This is a genomic window from Diaphorobacter sp. MNS-0, assembly GCF_019602835.1.
Taxonomy (GTDB): domain Bacteria; phylum Pseudomonadota; class Gammaproteobacteria; order Burkholderiales; family Burkholderiaceae_C; genus Diaphorobacter; species Diaphorobacter nitroreducens.
On the sequence record NZ_CP080761.1, the window covers coordinates 2768725 to 2783350 of the forward strand.

13 protein-coding genes are annotated in these 14626 nt (G+C 69.3%); 7 read left to right on the forward strand and 6 right to left on the reverse strand.

The window, feature by feature from the left end; translation table 11 throughout:
• The first annotated feature begins 65 nt into the window (after positions 1–65).
• Positions 66–503 (forward strand): HIT family protein, encoded by a 438-nt coding sequence (locus K2L43_RS13215; RefSeq protein ID WP_015913835.1) that lies wholly within the window; start codon positions 66–68, stop codon positions 501–503.
• Between the two features lie 7 nt (positions 504–510).
• Here K2L43_RS13215 and K2L43_RS13220 read toward each other — a convergent pair whose 3' ends face one another.
• Complete coding sequence (locus K2L43_RS13220; protein WP_196995245.1) at positions 511–1500, reverse strand: 2-hydroxyacid dehydrogenase; 990 nt, start codon at positions 1498–1500, stop codon at positions 511–513.
• Between the two features lie 144 nt (positions 1501–1644).
• Here K2L43_RS13220 and K2L43_RS13225 point away from each other — a divergent pair, with 144 nt between their 5' ends.
• The 3 genes from K2L43_RS13225 to K2L43_RS13235 are packed head-to-tail and all read left to right on the forward strand — an operon-like array spanning position 1645 to position 4536.
• Positions 1645–2901 carry a multidrug effflux MFS transporter gene (locus K2L43_RS13225; protein WP_220637733.1) on the forward strand — a complete coding sequence of 419 codons (1257 nt, stop codon included), beginning with the start codon at positions 1645–1647 and terminating at the stop codon, positions 2899–2901.
• Positions 2891–3862 carry a tRNA (adenosine(37)-N6)-dimethylallyltransferase MiaA gene (gene miaA, locus K2L43_RS13230; RefSeq protein ID WP_220637734.1) on the forward strand — a complete coding sequence of 324 codons (972 nt, stop codon included), beginning with the start codon at positions 2891–2893 and terminating at the stop codon, positions 3860–3862. Before K2L43_RS13225 ends, miaA begins: the two co-directional genes overlap by 11 nt.
• A complete protein-coding gene (locus K2L43_RS13235) occupies positions 3859–4536 on the forward strand; it encodes an ABC transporter ATP-binding protein (protein WP_220637735.1) in 678 nt (225 codons plus the stop codon). Before miaA ends, K2L43_RS13235 begins: the two co-directional genes overlap by 4 nt.
• On the opposite strand, the gene K2L43_RS13240 is transcribed toward K2L43_RS13235, so the two are convergent.
• Positions 4533–4961 (reverse strand): Hsp20/alpha crystallin family protein, encoded by a 429-nt coding sequence (locus K2L43_RS13240; protein WP_047351059.1) that lies wholly within the window; start codon positions 4959–4961, stop codon positions 4533–4535. The genes K2L43_RS13235 and K2L43_RS13240 overlap by 4 nt on opposite strands.
• 137 nt (positions 4962–5098) lie before the next feature.
• On the opposite strand from K2L43_RS13240, the gene K2L43_RS13245 reads away from it, so the two are divergent.
• The 3 genes from K2L43_RS13245 to K2L43_RS13255 are packed head-to-tail and all read left to right on the forward strand — an operon-like array spanning position 5099 to position 9975.
• Positions 5099–7732, forward strand: coding sequence for an ABC transporter permease (locus K2L43_RS13245; protein WP_220637736.1), 2634 nt, complete (start codon positions 5099–5101; stop codon positions 7730–7732).
• Positions 7733–7741: 9 nt separating this feature from the next.
• Positions 7742–8833 (forward strand): PLP-dependent cysteine synthase family protein, encoded by a 1092-nt coding sequence (locus K2L43_RS13250; RefSeq protein ID WP_220637737.1) that lies wholly within the window; start codon positions 7742–7744, stop codon positions 8831–8833.
• Positions 8833–9975: a carotenoid 1,2-hydratase gene (locus tag K2L43_RS13255; protein WP_220637738.1), complete on the forward strand. Its 1143-nt coding sequence runs from the start codon at positions 8833–8835 to the stop codon at positions 9973–9975. The genes K2L43_RS13250 and K2L43_RS13255 overlap by 1 nt, the downstream gene beginning before the upstream one ends.
• A gap of 201 nt (positions 9976–10176) precedes the next feature.
• On the opposite strand, the gene K2L43_RS13260 is transcribed toward K2L43_RS13255, so the two are convergent.
• The 4 genes from K2L43_RS13260 to K2L43_RS13275 all read right to left on the reverse strand — a co-directional run bounded on the left by K2L43_RS13260 (position 10177) and on the right by K2L43_RS13275 (position 14611).
• A complete protein-coding gene (locus K2L43_RS13260) occupies positions 10177–11178 on the reverse strand; it encodes a branched-chain amino acid ABC transporter permease (protein WP_220637739.1) in 1002 nt (333 codons plus the stop codon).
• Between the two features lie 17 nt (positions 11179–11195).
• The gene (locus K2L43_RS13265) at positions 11196–12080 is read right to left on the reverse strand and encodes a branched-chain amino acid ABC transporter permease (protein WP_047351055.1); all 885 of its coding nucleotides are present in this window, start codon (positions 12078–12080) and stop codon (positions 11196–11198) included.
• A gap of 48 nt (positions 12081–12128) precedes the next feature.
• The gene (locus tag K2L43_RS13270) at positions 12129–13325 is read right to left on the reverse strand and encodes an ABC transporter substrate-binding protein (protein ID WP_220637740.1); all 1197 of its coding nucleotides are present in this window, start codon (positions 13323–13325) and stop codon (positions 12129–12131) included.
• Positions 13326–13408: 83 nt separating this feature from the next.
• A complete protein-coding gene (locus K2L43_RS13275) occupies positions 13409–14611 on the reverse strand; it encodes an ABC transporter substrate-binding protein (protein ID WP_220637741.1) in 1203 nt (400 codons plus the stop codon).
• Positions 14612–14626: the final 15 nt, after the last annotated feature.

The window sequence follows — 14626 nt, forward strand, 5'->3', positions numbered from 1 at the left end:
GACAGGGTCGCCGCATCCCCATCCGCGGCCAACCTGGATATTCCAACCTACAGGAGAGACCGCCCGTGCCCATGTTCGTTGACACCTCGCCGCCCGGCCAATGCATCTTCTGCCGGCTGGTGGCCGGCGAGATCCCCAGTGCCAAGGTCTATGAGGACGCGCTCACGATCGCCTTCATGGACATCGGCCAGGTCACGCCGGGCCATGTCCTCGTCGCTACCAAACGGCATGCGGCCACCTTGCTCGACACGACCCCCGAAGAGGCCGCGGCGCTGATGCAGACCGCGCGCCGCGTCGCGCTGGCGGTGCGCACCGCCTTCGACCCGCCCGGGCTCACGCTGCTGCAGGCCAATGGCGCGCTGGGCGGGCAGACCGTGGCGCATGTGCACCTGCACGTGGTGCCGCGCCACGAGGACGACGGCATCACCTTCACCTGGCCACGCCAGGAGCCGCCAGCCGCCGTGCTGGCCGGTTATGCCGAGCGCCTGCGCGCGGCGCTGTAGTCCGCGGTCAGATCGGCGAGACCACGCCGCGGCCCGCAAAGTGGCCCTCGGCGTTGGCCAGGAAGCGGTCCACGCTGGCCTGCACGGCCTCGGGCGACCAACCGGCCACGTGCGGGGTGAGCAGCACGTTGTCCAGGCCCACCAGCTCCTGCGGCGGCGCGGGCTCGCTCTCGTACACATCCAGCCCCGCGCCGGCAATGCGGCGCTCGCGCAGCGCAGCCGCCAGGGCCTGCGTGTCCACCACGCTGCCCCGCGCGATGTTCACCAGGTAGCCCTGCGGGCCCAGCGCCTGCAGCACCTCGGCATTGACGCGGTGGCGCGTGGACGCCCCGCCCGGCGTGGCGCACACCAGCACGTCGCACCAGGCGGCCAGCTCCTGCAGGCTGGGGAAGTAGCGGTGCGGCACCTCCGCGCGCGGGCTGCGGTTGTGGTAGCCGATCTCCATGTCAAAGCCTGCGGCGCGGCGCGCGATCTTGTGGCCGATGGTGCCCAGCCCGAAGATGCCCAGCCGCTTGCGCGAGACATTGGGCGGCAGGCCGATCGCGTCGCGCCACACGCCGGCGCGGCACTGCTGGTCCAGGGTGCGCATGCCGCGCACGATGGCAATCAGCAGCCCGAACGCATGGTCGGCCACGCAGTCGTCGTTGGTGCCCGCGCCGTTGGCCAACGCAATGCCGCGCGCGCGGGCGGCGTCCAGCGCCACGTTCTCGTAGCCCGCGCCGAGGGCACACACCAGCTCCAGCGCGGGCATGGCGGCGATCTCCTGCGCCGTGAGACCGACGGCGCCGATGGTCAGCACCGCCCTGAAGCGCGCGCCCTGCTGTGCGATGGCCTGGGCGCGCGCGTCGGGCGTGGGGGCATAGCAGACGTCAAAACGCTGGCCGATCTGGTCCAGGTGCTGCGGCGTCATGCCGTTGAGGATAAGCAAGGGAATGCGGGTGGTGGAGGTCACGGCGTTGCTCGAAGCTGAATGCGCGCAGTGGACTATGTTTTTCATAGCTGCTCGCGCTTGTCCATAGGGCGGTACAGGCCATTTTCATCCAAATGCGTTGGGCCTGCCCTGCGCACCGATCCAAGCCCCGGCGGGGGTGCGGGGCCTTGGGTCTGCCGCGCCATCGACTCTGCTACCCTCGCGCGCATCATGTCCGTCCCGTCCGCCGCCATCGGCCCGCAGCAGGCGCCTCCGGTACCCGTGCCTGTGCCTCCCGGCCTGGCCATCCTGGTGCTGGCCCTGCTGCTGAGCATCCAGCCCGTCACCACCGATCTGTACCTGCCCGCCCTGCCCGCGCTCACGCGCAGCCTGAACGCACCCGTGGCCGCAGGCCAACTCACGCTGTCCGCGCTGCTGCTGGCCTTTGGCTGCTCGCAACTGGCATGGGGGCCGCTGTCCGACCGATTCGGCCGCCGGCCGGTGCTGCTCGCCGGGCTGGCGATGTACACGCTGGCGGCGGTGGGCGCGGCGCTGGCGCCGTCCATGGCGGTGCTCATTGCCTGGCGCACGGCCCAGGGCGTCGCCATGGGCGCCGTGGTGATGTGCGCGCGCGCCATCGTGCGCGACCTGTACACGCCGCTGGCGGGCGCACGCGCCATGTCCAAGGCGCTGACCGGCTTGGGGTTCGTGGCCTGCCTGTGCGCGCCGCTGGGCGGGCTGCTGACCGAATGGTTCAACTGGCGCGCGGCACTGCTGGCGCTCACCGGCTACGCCATGGGCACGCTGGCGCTGGTGGCGATGCGCATGCCCGAGACGCTGCACCAGCGCAACCCGCACGCCCTGCGCCCCGCCATGCTGGCAGGCACCGCGGCGCAGATACTGCGCACGCCCGCGTTCTGGGCGTTCTCGCTGCTCACCACGGCCAGCTATGGCGGGCTGTTCACCTTCCTGGCTGCTTCGTCCTTTGTCTATCTCGACGTGCTGGGCATTTCGCGCACGCAGTACGGGCTGGCGCTGCTGTCCACGGCCGTGGCGTACCTGCTGGGCACGCTGCTGTGCCGGCGGCTGTTGGCGCGCCAGGGCCTCAAGCGCACGGTCGCCATCGCCGGCGCGCTGTCGGCCAGCGGCGGCCTGCTGATGTTGCTGGCCGCCGCGCTGGGCTGGCACAGCGTGGCCGCGCTGCTGCCGCCGTTCTACCTCTACATGGTGGGCCACGGCATCCACCAGCCCTGCGGGCAGTCGGGCGCGGTGGGACCGTTCCCGCAGGCGGCGGGCATGGCCTCGGCGCTCAATGGTTTCATGATGATGCTGGCGGGCTTCGCCATCGGCCAGTGGCTGGGCGGGGCGCTGGACGGCAGCGTGTGGCCGCTGGTGCAAGGCGTGGCCCTGTGGTCGCTGCTGCTGGCCGCCATTGCCTGGACGCTGGTGCAGCGCCATGCCCCGCAGGAGGTTGCCCATGCCCGCTGACCACATCCCCGCGCTCGCACTGGCCGGGCCCACGGCCTCGGGCAAGACGGCGGCGGCGTTTGCCATTGCCGACGCGCTCGCGCCCCGCCTGCCGGTGGAGATCATCAGCGTGGACTCGGCCCTGGTGTACCGCGGCATGGACATCGGCACCGCCAAGCCCACGCCCGCCGAGCAGGCGCGCGTGCCGCACCACCTGATCGACATCCGCGACCCGCTGCAGGCCTACAGCGCGGCCGAGTTCGTGCAGGACGCCACGCGCCTGATCGGCGAGATCCGCGCGCGCGGCGCGCTACCGCTGCTGGTGGGCGGCACCATGCTGTACTTCAAGGCGCTGTTTGACGGCATCGACGACATGCCGCCCGCCGACGCCGCCGTGCGCGCGCGCCTGGAGGCCCAGGCCGCCGCCATCGGCTGGAGCGGCATGCATGCCGAACTGGCGCGCGTGGACCCGCCGACCGCCGCGCGCCTGGCACCCGGCGACAGCCAGCGCATCCAGCGCGCACTGGAGGTGTGGCATGTCTCGGGCCGGCCGCTGTCGAGCTTTCACACGACCAAAACCGTAGCAGCCAGCGACCGCCCGATGAGCGCTGCAAGCCTTTTTTCCTTGGAACCACACGACCGCGCTTGGCTGCATGGGCGCATTGCCGAGCGCTTTCACGCCATGCTGGCCGCCGGCTTTCTGGACGAAGTCCTGCGCCTGCGTGCGCGCGGCGACCTGCACGCCGAGCTGCCCAGCATGCGCTGCGTGGGCTACCGCCAGGCCTGGGAATCGCTGGACGGCCTGCATCCCATGGCCAGCCTGCCCGAGCGCGGCATTGCCGCCACGCGCCAGTTGGCCAAGCGCCAGATCACCTGGCTGCGCAGCATGCCCCAGCGCCATTCGATCGCCTGCGACGCGCCCGACGCCACTGCGCAACTGGTGCAGGCCGTGCGCGCGCGCGTGTGGGGTGGCAGCGCATGAGCCCCCAACCCACGTCCCTGCTGCAGGTGCGCGGCCTTGCCAAGCGCTACGGCGGGCAGGCGGTGTTCGAAGGCGTGGATCTGCAGGTGCAGCGCGGAGAGTTCGTCGCCATCGTTGGCGACTCGGGCGTGGGCAAGTCCACGTTGCTCAACTGCCTGGCGGGACTGGACCACTGGGATGCCGGCCAGGTGCTGCACGAGGGCGTGGACCTGGGGCAGTTGGACGACGCGCAGCGCGCCCTGTGGCGTCGCGCCCACGTGGGGTTCGTGTTCCAGGCCTTCCATGTGTTGCCGCATCTGGACGTGGCGCAGAACGTGGGCCTGCCGCTGATGTTGCTCAACCGCCCAGATGCGCAGCGCGTGCAGCAGATGCTGGCCGCCGTGGGCCTGGAAGGCCTGGGCGAGCGGCTGCCGCAGCAACTCAGCGGGGGGCAGCTGCAGCGCGTGGCCATTGCCCGCGCGCTGGTGCACCGCCCCGCTCTGCTGCTGGCCGATGAGCCGACGGGCAACCTGGACCCCACCACGGCGGCGCTGGTCATGGATCTGCTCATCGCCCAGACCCGCGAGCACGGCGCCGCATTGGTGCTGGTGACCCATTCGCAGGCCGCCGCGGCGCGGGCGAACCGGGCGCTGCGCCTCACGGCACAGGGCATCCGCCCGGCAGGAACTGCTTAGTCGATCATCAGGCGCTGCGTCTTGTTGCCCTGCTTCTTGGGCAAGGTGAGCGTGAGCACGCCGTTGTCGTATTTGGCCTTGGCCTGGGTCGCATCCACATCCACAGGCAATTGGAAGCTGCGAGCCACGGCACCATAGTAGCGCTCGCTGCGCAGCACCTTTTCGCCCTCCTTCTTCTCGTCATGCTGGCGCACTTCGGCACGCAGGCTGACCACGTTGCCGTCGATGGAGACATTGATGTCTTCCTTGGGTACGCCCGGCACTTCCGCCTGCACGGTGTAGGCGGCGTCATCCTCCTTCACATCGATCTTGATCTGCGACGGCGTGGGCAGCCCATCGCCGTGCAACGGGCGGACATAGAAGCCCGGCGCAAAGTCCTTGAAGAAATCGTCAAACAAGCTGCCACGGGTGACCAGTGAATTCATGATGAAACTCCTTCTTTCGAGAACAAGGTGAAGCGGCCCGCACGGGCCATCCGTCCGGCGAGGTCATCCCCCGCCGTCTTCAGGCTATATAGGCGCTGTCGCGCCGCGGTTCAAGAACCCCCGCACGTTTGAATTTGATGCAGCGCAACTCCACGCGCCGCGGGCCGCACAATCGCGGCATGCTGACCGCCCTGCTGCGCACCTTCTCCTGGCGTGCGCTGCGCCACCACCCCTGGCGCAGCGCAGCCGCCGTGGCCGCCGTCATGCTGGGCGTGGCGCTGGGGTTCGCAGTGCATGTGATCAATGCGTCGGCGCTGGACGAATTCGCCCAGGCCGTGCGCGCGGTGAACGGCCAGCCCGACCTGGAACTGCGCGCCACACGCGGCGCGCTGCCCGAATCGCTCTATGGCGAGGTTGCCCGCCAGCCGCAGGTGCGCCTGGCCAGCCCGTGGCTGGAAGTGCCGGTACGGGCGTCCGCGACCCGCGGCCAGACACCCGTGGCGCTGCGCGTGCTGGGCGCCGATGCGCTGCTGCTGCCCGCCATGGCGCCGGCCCTGGCGCCGCGTGCCTACGACGGCGCCGACCGCCTGGCCATGCTGGCGCCCGCCAGCGTGTTCCTCAACCCTGCGGCGCAACAGGCGCTGGGCCTGGGCGCCATCGACGCGCACACCCCGGCCATCACACTGCAGGCAGGCCTGGCGACGCACCCCGTGCGCGTGGCGGGCACGGTGGCTGCGGGCGGCGCGCCCCTGGCGGTGATGGACATCGGTGCGGCGCAGGATCTGTTCGGCCGCACGGGGCAGCTCACCCGCATCGACCTGCGGCTGCACCCCGGCAGCACGCCCGCCAGCGTGCAGCAGGCGCTGGCCGCCCTGCCCGGCTGGCCGGCGGGCGTGCAGTTCGCCGCGCCGCAGGACGATGTGCAGCGGGTGGACAGCCTCTCGCGCGCGTACCGCGTCAACCTCACGGTGCTGGCGCTGGTGGCGCTGTTCACCGGGGGCTTCCTGGTGTATTCGGTGCTGGCGCTCAGCGTGGCGCAGCGTGCGCCGCAGTTCGCGCTGCTGGCCGTGCTGGGCACCACGCCGCGCGAGCGCCAGGCGCTGGTGCTGCTGGAATCCTGCGCGCTGGGCCTCATCGGCAGCGTGGCCGGCATCGCCCTGGGCACGGCGCTGGCGGCGCTGGCGCTCACCCTGCTGGGTGGCGACCTGGGCGGCGGTTACTTCACCGGTGCACAGCCTGCGCTGCAGTGGAGTACGCCTGCAGCGCTCCTCTACGGCCTGCTGGGCGTAGCGGCCGCACTGATCGGCGGCTGGTGGCCCGCGCGCCATGCGCAGCAGTTGCCGCCGGCGCAGACCCTCAAGGGCCTGGGTGCGCAGGCCGGGCGCGGCGCGCGCGCCTGGATCGGTCTTGTTTTGATAGCTGCTAGCGCTTTACTGGCAAAGCTTCCGCCCATTTTTGGCATACCGCTGGCGGCCTACGTGGCGGTAGGCCTGCTGCTGATCGGCGGCATTGCCCTGCTGCCCTGGCTGGTGCAGGCGCTGCTGGCGCGGCTGCAGCCGCTGGCGGCGGGCCATGCCCTGGCCCTGCTGGCGCTGGAGCGCGCCCGCCGCATGCGCGCCAGCGCCGCCGTGGCCGTGGGCGGCGTGGTGGCGGCGCTGAGCCTGGCCGTGGCGCTGACGGTGATGGTGGGCAGCTTTCGCGGCTCGGTCAGCCAGTGGCTGGACAGCGTGCTGCCCGCGCCGCTGTACCTGCGCGCGGCCGGCGGCGTCAGCGGCGACGAGGCCGCGGTGCTTCCCCCGGATTTCGTCCATGCCGTGGCGCGCCTGCCCGCCGTGGCGCGCGTGCAGGCGCTGCGCACCAGCAGCCTGCAACTGGCACCCGACCGCGCCCCCGTCGCGCTGCTGGCCCGGCCGCTGGAGGGCGATCCGGCCCGCGCTCTGCCACTGGTGGACCCTGCGCGCCCCGTGCCGCCAGGGCGCGTCGGCGTGTATGTGAGCGAGGCGGTGGTGGACCTGTACGGCGCCCGCCCAGGCGCGGACTGGCCGCGGCTTTCAGAGGTTTTCAGGCCTGCAGCGCAGTCTGGAAAAGCGTCAGCAGCTATATTTTTCGTAGCTGGTGTGTGGCGCGACTATGTGCGCCAGCACGGCGCCATCGCGCTGGACCTGCAGGACTTCGCGCGCCTGACGGGTGACGCGCGCGCCAGCGACCTGGCGCTGTGGCCCGCGCCGGGCCGCGAGGCCGGCGCGCTGCGCAGCGAGGTGCTGGAGCAGGCCCGCGAGAGTCTGGGCGCCTCGGCGGCGGATGCACTGGAATTCACCTCGGCCGATGCGATCCGCGCACGGTCGCTTGCGATCTTCGACCGCAGCTTCGCCGTCACCTACTGGCTGCAGGCGGTGGCCATCGGCATCGGGCTGTTCGGCGTGGCGGCCAGCTTCAGCGCGCAGGTACTGGCGCGGCGCAAGGAGTTCGGGCTGCTGGCCCACCTGGGGCTCACGCGGCGGCAGATCCTGGCGGTGGTCGCCGGCGAGGGCGCGGCCTGGACGGCCGTGGGCGCAGTGGCCGGCACGTTGCTGGGCCTGGCCGTGGCGGCGGTGCTGGTGCATGTGGTGAACCCGCAGAGCTTTCACTGGACCATGGACCTGGCCGTTCCCTGGCCGCGCCTGGGCGCGTTGGCCCTGGCCGTGGTGGCGGTAGGCACGCTGACCGCCTGGCTGGCAGGCCGCCTGGCCGCGGGGCGGGACGCGGTGATGGCGGTCAAGGAAGACTGGTAGTCGCCGACAATGCGGGCCATGTTGTCCCCCTCCTCTCTTTCCGCCCCGGCGGCCGGCAGCGGCTGGCTGCACGAGGCCATCGCCCGCATCGAGGCCGACTACCAGCGCAGCGCCGACACCCACCTGATCCCGCTGCCGCTGCCGGCGTTCGCCAGCGCCGGCATCGACCTGTATTTGAAGGACGAATCCACCCATCCCACGGGCAGCCTCAAGCACCGGTTGGCGCGCTCGCTGTTCCTGTATGCGCTATGCAATGGCTGGGTGCGCGAGGGTTCCACCATCGTGGAGGCATCGAGCGGCTCCACCGCCGTGAGCGAGGCGTATTTCGCGCGGCTGCTGGGCCTGCCCTTCGTGGCGGTGATGCCGCGCAGCACCTCCGCCGAGAAGATCGCGCTGATCGAGTTCTACGGCGGACGCTGCCACTTCGTGGAGCGTGCGGGCGACGTGTACGACGCTGCGCGCGCCATCGCCGCCGACACGGGCGGCCACTACATGGACCAGTTCACCTACGCCGAGCGCGCCACCGACTGGCGCGGCAACAACAACATCGCCGAGAGCATGTTCACCCAGATGCAGCGCGAGCGCCACCCGGTGCCGCGCTGGATCGTGGTGGGTGCGGGCACGGGCGGCACCAGCGCCACCATCGCCCGCTACGTGCGCTACCAGCGCCACGCCACGCAGGTGTGCGTGGCCGACCCGGCGGGTTCGGTGTTCAGCGCCTACCACCGCACGGGCGATGCCACGCTCACCGCGCCGGGCTCGCGCATCGAAGGCATTGGCCGCCCGCGCGTGGAGCCGAGCTTCATCCGCACGCTGGTGGACCGCATGGAGGAAGTGGCCGACGACGACTCCGTCGCCGCCATGCGCGCGCTGTCCACCCTGCTGGGGCGGCGCGTCGGCCCATCCACGGGCACCAACTTCGTCGCCATGCTGCGGCTGGCGCAGGAGATGCGCACGCAGGGGCAGCAGGGGTCGATCCTCTCGCTGCTGTGCGACGCGGGCGAGCGCTACCTGCCCACCTACCACGACGACGCCTGGGTGCAGCGCTGCCTGGGCGACTGCGCGGCCGCGCACGGGCGGCTGCAGGCGCTGCTGGCCTGATGGTCGGGCGCCGCGCGCTGCTGGTGCTCACAGCCCAGAGCACCCTGGGCTGGAGTGCCACCGGCTGGGGCTCTCCTGCATGGGCCCTGGCGCCGCGCACGCTGGCCTTCCCGCGCGACCACGGCAGCCACCCCGATCTGCGCACCGAGTGGTGGTACATCACCGGCCATGCGCAGGCCGACGAGCGGCTGTGGGGCTTTCAGATCACCTTCTTTCGCACGCGCGTGGAGGCCACGCAGGGCATGCAGTCGGCCTTCGCCGCGCGCCAGCTCGTGTTTGCGCACGCGGCGCTGACCGACGTGCAAGGCCGTCGCCAATTGCACGACCAGCGCATTGCCCGCGCGGGCTTCGGCATTGCCGAGGCGCTGGAGGGCGACACGCAGGTGCGCCTGCGCGACTGGTCGCTCACGCGCCATGCCAGCAGCGCGCCGGGCGGCAGCCGCTACGAGGTGCGCGCGCAGGCAGAAGGATTTGCGCTGGAGCTGGACTGCGCCAGCACCCAGCCCGTGCTGCTGCAGGGCCAGGCAGGCCTGTCGCGCAAAGGGCCCGACGCGGCGCAGGCCAGCTACTACTACAGCCAGCCCCAGTTGGCCGTGACGGGCGCCATCACCCTCGCGGGCCGGCGCATGCCGGTGCAACCACTGGCCGCGCCCGCCAACCGCGCCTGGATGGACCATGAGTGGAGCGAGGCGCTGATGCACCCCGAGGCCGTGGGCTGGGACTGGATCGGCATGAACCTGCACGACGGCGCCGCACTCACCGCGTTCCGCCTGCGGCGCGCCGACGGCAGCACGCTCTGGACCGGGGGTTCCTGGCGGCCCGCAGGAGCGGACGCCGCGCAGGTGTTCGCGTCCGAGGCCGTGGTGTTCTCCCCGCTGCGCCACTGGCACAGCCCGGCCAGCGGCGCGCGCTACCCAGTGCAGTGGCGCGTGGACACGCCCGCGGGCGGCTTCATCGTGCGTGCGCTGCTGGACGCGCAGGAGCTGGACAGCCGCAGCTCCACCGGCGCGATCTACTGGGAAGGGCTGTGCACGCTGCATGCAGCGCGGGCGCGGGGCGATGCGGGCGAACCGGCCTGCCCCGAGGTGGGGCGCGGCTATCTGGAAATGACGGGCTATGCGCAGCGCCTGCGGCTGGGCTGACGGCGCGGCCTGTCGCTATGCATGTGATAGCTGCCAGCGCTTTGCTTTTGGGCATTTCCACCCGGTTTGTATCTAAAACCTAGACACAACAAGCGTCGCCAGCTATCAAAAACAAAGCGGCCATGCAGGGCGGTTGCCGCGCATGGCCGAGGGTGCCGCCGGCCTGGGGCTTGGCCCAGCCGGCATGCGGTGACGAGGGCGTCAGTGGCTGCCGCTGCCCCCTGTGCGGCGGCGCTCCAGCCAGGCGATGATCTCTCCCATGATGCCGCGACGGAAGGCCAGCACGCAGACCACGAAGATCAGGCCCGTGACGATGGTCACCGACTCGCCCAGGGTGTTGAACCAATCAATGGTCGTGAGCTGCGCGAGCAGCGTGCCCAGCTCGCCGATCTTGTTCTCCAGCAGCACCACCACGGCGGAGCCTACCAGCGGGCCGCTCAGCGTGCCCAGGCCGCCCACCAGCGTCATCAGAACCACGTGGCCGGAGGCGCTCCAGTGCACGTCGGACAGCGTGGCGAAGCCCAGCACCAGGGTCTTGAGCGCGCCGGCCAGGCCCGCAATGGCGGCCGAGATCACGAAGGCCAGCAGCTTGAAGCGGTTGGTGTCGTAGCCCAGCGAGATGGCGCGCGGCTCGTTTTCCTTGATGCCCTTGAGCACCTGCCCGAACGGCGAGTGGATGGTGCGCACGATCAGCAGGAAGGCCACCACCACCACGATCAGGCACACGTAGTACATGGTCAGGTCGCTGGACAGGTCGAGCACGCCGAACAGCTTGCCGCGCGGCACGCCCTGCAGGCCGTCCTCACCGCCGGTGAAGGGCGCCTGCAGCGCGGCGAAGAACAGCATCTGCGCCAGCGCCATCGTGATCATGGTGGCGTAGATGCCCTGGCGGCGAATGGCGAAGAAGCCCATCACCAGGCCCAGCAGCGCGCCGCTCAGCAGGCCCAGCAGCAGCCCGATCTCGGGCGTGGCGCCCCAGACCTTGATGGAGTGCCCCGTCACGTAGGCCGCACCGCCCAGGAAGGCGGCGTGGCCGAACGACAGCAGGCCCGTGTAGCCCAGCAGCAGGTTGAAGGCCGAGGCAAACAGTGCGAAGCACAGCAGCTTCATCACGAAGACCGGGTAGGCACCCAGGAAGGGTGCGGCGATCAGGCCCAGCAGGAGCAGGCCATAGCCAATGGGGGCGAGTTGTTTCGAGTTCATGCGTGCAGCCCCTGGAATCACTTCTCTTTGCCGAACAGGCCGGCGGGGCGAATGAGGAGAACGATGGCCATGATGACGAACACCACGGTGGACGAGGCTTCGGGGTAGAACACCTTGGTGAAGCCCTCGATCACGCCCAGGCCCAGGCCGGTGAGGATGGAGCCCATGATGGAGCCCATGCCGCCGATCACCACCACCGCGAACACGACGATGATGAGGTTCTGGCCCATCAGCGGCGTGACCTGGTACACGGGCGCCGCCAGCACGCCGGCAAAGGCCGCCAGCGCCGCGCCGAATGCGTAGGTGAGCGTGATCATCACCGGCACGTTGACGCCGAAGGCTTCCACCAGGCGCGGGTTTTCGGTGCCCGCGCGCAGGTAGGCGCCCAGCTTGGTCTTCTCGATCACGTACCAGGTGGCCACGCAGACCACGATGGAGGCCACCACCACCCAGGCGCGGTAGTTGGGCATGATCATGAAGCCGAGGTTGCTGGCGCCCTCCAGCAGCTCGGGGGTGTCATACCCGAGACCGGAAACGCCATACATGGAGCGGAACACGCCCTCGATGATCATCGCCAGGCCCAGCGTGAGCAGCAGGCCGTAGAGGTGGTCGAGCTTGTAGATCCAGCGCAGCATCGTTTTCTCGATGATCACGCCAACCACCCCCACGATCAGCGGAGCGGCAACCAGCATCACCCAGTAGTTGATGCCAAAGTAGTTCATGGCCATCCAGGTGATCAGCGCCCCCAGCATGAACAGTGCGCCGTGCGCGAAGTTGATCACGTTGAGCAGGCCGAAGATGACGGCCAGCCCCAAACTGAGGATCGCGTAGAACGAGCCATTGACCAGCCCCAGGAGGAGCTGACTCAGCATGGCCGGCAATGAAACACCAAAAATTTCCATGGGAACTGAACGCTGATGTAGGGGAGTCGGATCAGGAGAGCAGCGCGATCACTTCCACAGCGCGCACTTGCTCTCGGCCTTGGTGGTGAACACCTGTTCACCCGGCAGTTTCTTGATGAGCTTGTAGTAGTCCCAGGTGCCCTTGGACTCGGACGGCGACTTCACCTGCATGAGGTACATGTCGTGCACGTAGCGGCCGTCGGCACGCAGGTAGCCGGAACCGAAGAAGTCGTTCATCTTCATGGCGCGCCAGGCCTCCATCACCTTGTCGGCGTCGGTGGTCTTGGCGGCCTCGACGGCCTTCAGGTAGTTCATCGTGGCCGAGTAGTCGGCAGCCTGGATCTCGGTGGGGCGGCGCTTGGTCTTGGCCATGAACTTGTCGGCGAACTTGCGCGTCTCGTCGTTCAGGTCCCAGTACCAGCTGGTGGTGAACTGCAGGCCTTCGGTATTGCGCAGGCCCAGGCTGTGGATGTCGCTGAAGAAGATCAGCAGGCCGGCCAGCTTCATGCTGTTGCCGATGCCGAATTCCTTGGCCGCCTTGATCGAGTTGATCGTGTCGCCACCGGCGTTGGCCAGGCCCAGGATCTGCGCCTTGGAGTTCTGCGCCTGCAGCAGGAAGGACGAGAAGTCGGAGGCATTCAGCGGGTGGCGCACCGCGCCCACCACCGTGCCGCCCTTTTCCTTGACGACCCTGGACGTGTCCGCCTCGAGCGCGTGGCCGAAGGCATAGTCCGCCGTCAGGAAGAACCAGCTCTTGCCGCCACCGTCGACGATGGCACCGCCCGTGCCCTTGGCCAGGGCCACGGTGTCGTAGGCGTAGTGCACGGTATAGGGCGTGCACTGGTCGTTGGTCAGCGCAGAGGACGCCGCGCCGTTGTTGATCATCACGCGCTTTTTCTCTTCCGCGACCTTGGCCAGCGCCAGCGCAGTGCCGGAGTTGGTGCCGCTGAAGATCATGGTCAGGCCCTGGGTGTCGATCCACTCGCGCGCCTTGCTGGCGGCGATGTCGGCCTTGTTCTGGTGGTCGGCCGTCAGCAGCTCGATGGGTTTGCCCAGCACCTTGCCGCCAAAGTCGTCGATGGCCATCTGGATGGCCACGCCACCGTTCTTGCCTTCCACGTCGGCGTAGAGGCTGGACATGTCGGTGATGAAGCCGATCTTGACCTTGTCCTGCGCGTGCGCGGTCGACGCCATGAGCCCCGCGGCCCCGAGCACGAACGCCAATGTCGTGAGCTTCGCTTTCATGTGGTGTCTCCTTTGTCTTTCATGCTTTGGTTTGCAACGTCGACGCGCGCGGTCCCGGGCAGTGCCCGGGGCCGTGGCTCAACTCACTTCCACAGGGCGCACTTGCTCTCGGCCTTGGTGGTGAACACCTGGTCGCCGGGCAGCTTGGCCACGACCTTGTAGTAGTCCCAGGGTTCCTTGGATTCGGAGGGCGACTTCACCTGCATGAGGTACATGTCGTGCACGAAGCGGCCGTCGGCGCGGATCGTGCCCTTGGCGTAGAAGTCGTCGATCGGCGTGGACTTGAGCTTCTCCATGACCTTGTCGGCATCGGTAGTGCCGGCGGCTTGCACGGCCTTCAGGTAGTTCATGGTGGCGGAGTAGTCGGCCGCGTGGATGTCCGTGGGCATGCGCTTGGTCTTGGCGAAGAACTTCTTGCCGAACTCGCGCGTCTGGTCGTTCAGGTTCCAGTCCCAGCTGGTGGTCAGCAGCAGGCCCTCGGTGTTGCGCAGGCCCAGGCTGTGGATGTCGGTCAGGAACACGAGCAGACCGGCCAGCTTCATGGTCTTGGTGATGCCGAATTCCTTGGCGGCCTTGATGGAATTGATGGTGTCGCCGCCCGCGTTGGCCAGGCCCAGGATCTGCGCCTTGGAGCTTTGCGCCTGCAGCAGGAACGAAGAGAAGTCGGATGCGTTCAGCGGGTGCCTGACGCTGCCCAGCACGCGGCCGCCGTTGTCCTTCACGACCGCGGCCGTGTCGTTCTCCAGCGCCTGGCCGAAGGCGTAGTCGGCCGTCAGGAAGAACCAGTCCTTGCCGCCTTGCTTGACCACGGCGCCGCCGGTGCCCTTGGCCAGTGCCACGGTGTCGTAGGCGTAGTGCACGGTGTAGGGGCTGCACTGGGCGTTGGTCAGCGCCGAGGAGCCCGCGCCGTTGTTGAAATAGACGCGCTTCTTATCCTTCGCCACCTCGGCCATGGCCAGCGCGGTGCCGGAGTTGGTGCCGCCAAACAGCATGGTCAGGTTCTGCGTGTCGATCCATTCGCGCGCCTTGCTGGCGGCGATGTCGGCCTTGTTCTGGTGGTCGGCGGAAATCAGCTCGATGGGCTTGCCGAGCACCTTGCCGCCAAAGTCGTCGATGGCCATCTGGATCGCTACCACGCCGTTCTTGCCTTCCACGTCGGCGTAGAGGCTGGACATGTCGGTGATGAAACCGATCTTGACCTTGTCCTGTGCATGGGCCTGCATGGCGGATACCGCCAGGCCGGCGGCCCCCATCACTGCGACCAGTGTCTTGAGTGTCTTTTGCATTGTTGTCTCCTTGGT

Bases quoted from the DNA above. Each gene is read 5' to 3' on its own strand.
- K2L43_RS13220 (WP_196995245.1), bottom strand. From the start codon at position 1,500: ATGAAAAACATAGTCCACTGCGCGCATTCAGCTTCGAGCAACGCCGTG.
- K2L43_RS13225 (WP_220637733.1), top strand. From the start codon at position 1,645: ATGTCCGTCCCGTCCGCCGCCATCGGCCCGCAGCAGGCGCCTCCGGTA.
- miaA (WP_220637734.1), top strand. From the start codon at position 2,891: ATGCCCGCTGACCACATCCCCGCGCTCGCACTGGCCGGGCCCACGGCC.
- K2L43_RS13235 (WP_220637735.1), top strand. From the start codon at position 3,859: ATGAGCCCCCAACCCACGTCCCTGCTGCAGGTGCGCGGCCTTGCCAAG.
- K2L43_RS13240 (WP_047351059.1), bottom strand. From the start codon at position 4,961: ATGAATTCACTGGTCACCCGTGGCAGCTTGTTTGACGATTTCTTCAAG.
- K2L43_RS13245 (WP_220637736.1), top strand. From the start codon at position 5,099: ATGCAGCGCAACTCCACGCGCCGCGGGCCGCACAATCGCGGCATGCTG.
- K2L43_RS13250 (WP_220637737.1), top strand. From the start codon at position 7,742: ATGCGGGCCATGTTGTCCCCCTCCTCTCTTTCCGCCCCGGCGGCCGGC.
- K2L43_RS13255 (WP_220637738.1), top strand. From the start codon at position 8,833: ATGGTCGGGCGCCGCGCGCTGCTGGTGCTCACAGCCCAGAGCACCCTG.
- K2L43_RS13260 (WP_220637739.1), bottom strand. From the start codon at position 11,178: ATGAACTCGAAACAACTCGCCCCCATTGGCTATGGCCTGCTCCTGCTG.
- K2L43_RS13265 (WP_047351055.1), bottom strand. From the start codon at position 12,080: ATGGAAATTTTTGGTGTTTCATTGCCGGCCATGCTGAGTCAGCTCCTC.
- K2L43_RS13270 (WP_220637740.1), bottom strand. From the start codon at position 13,325: ATGAAAGCGAAGCTCACGACATTGGCGTTCGTGCTCGGGGCCGCGGGG.
- K2L43_RS13275 (WP_220637741.1), bottom strand. From the start codon at position 14,611: ATGCAAAAGACACTCAAGACACTGGTCGCAGTGATGGGGGCCGCCGGC.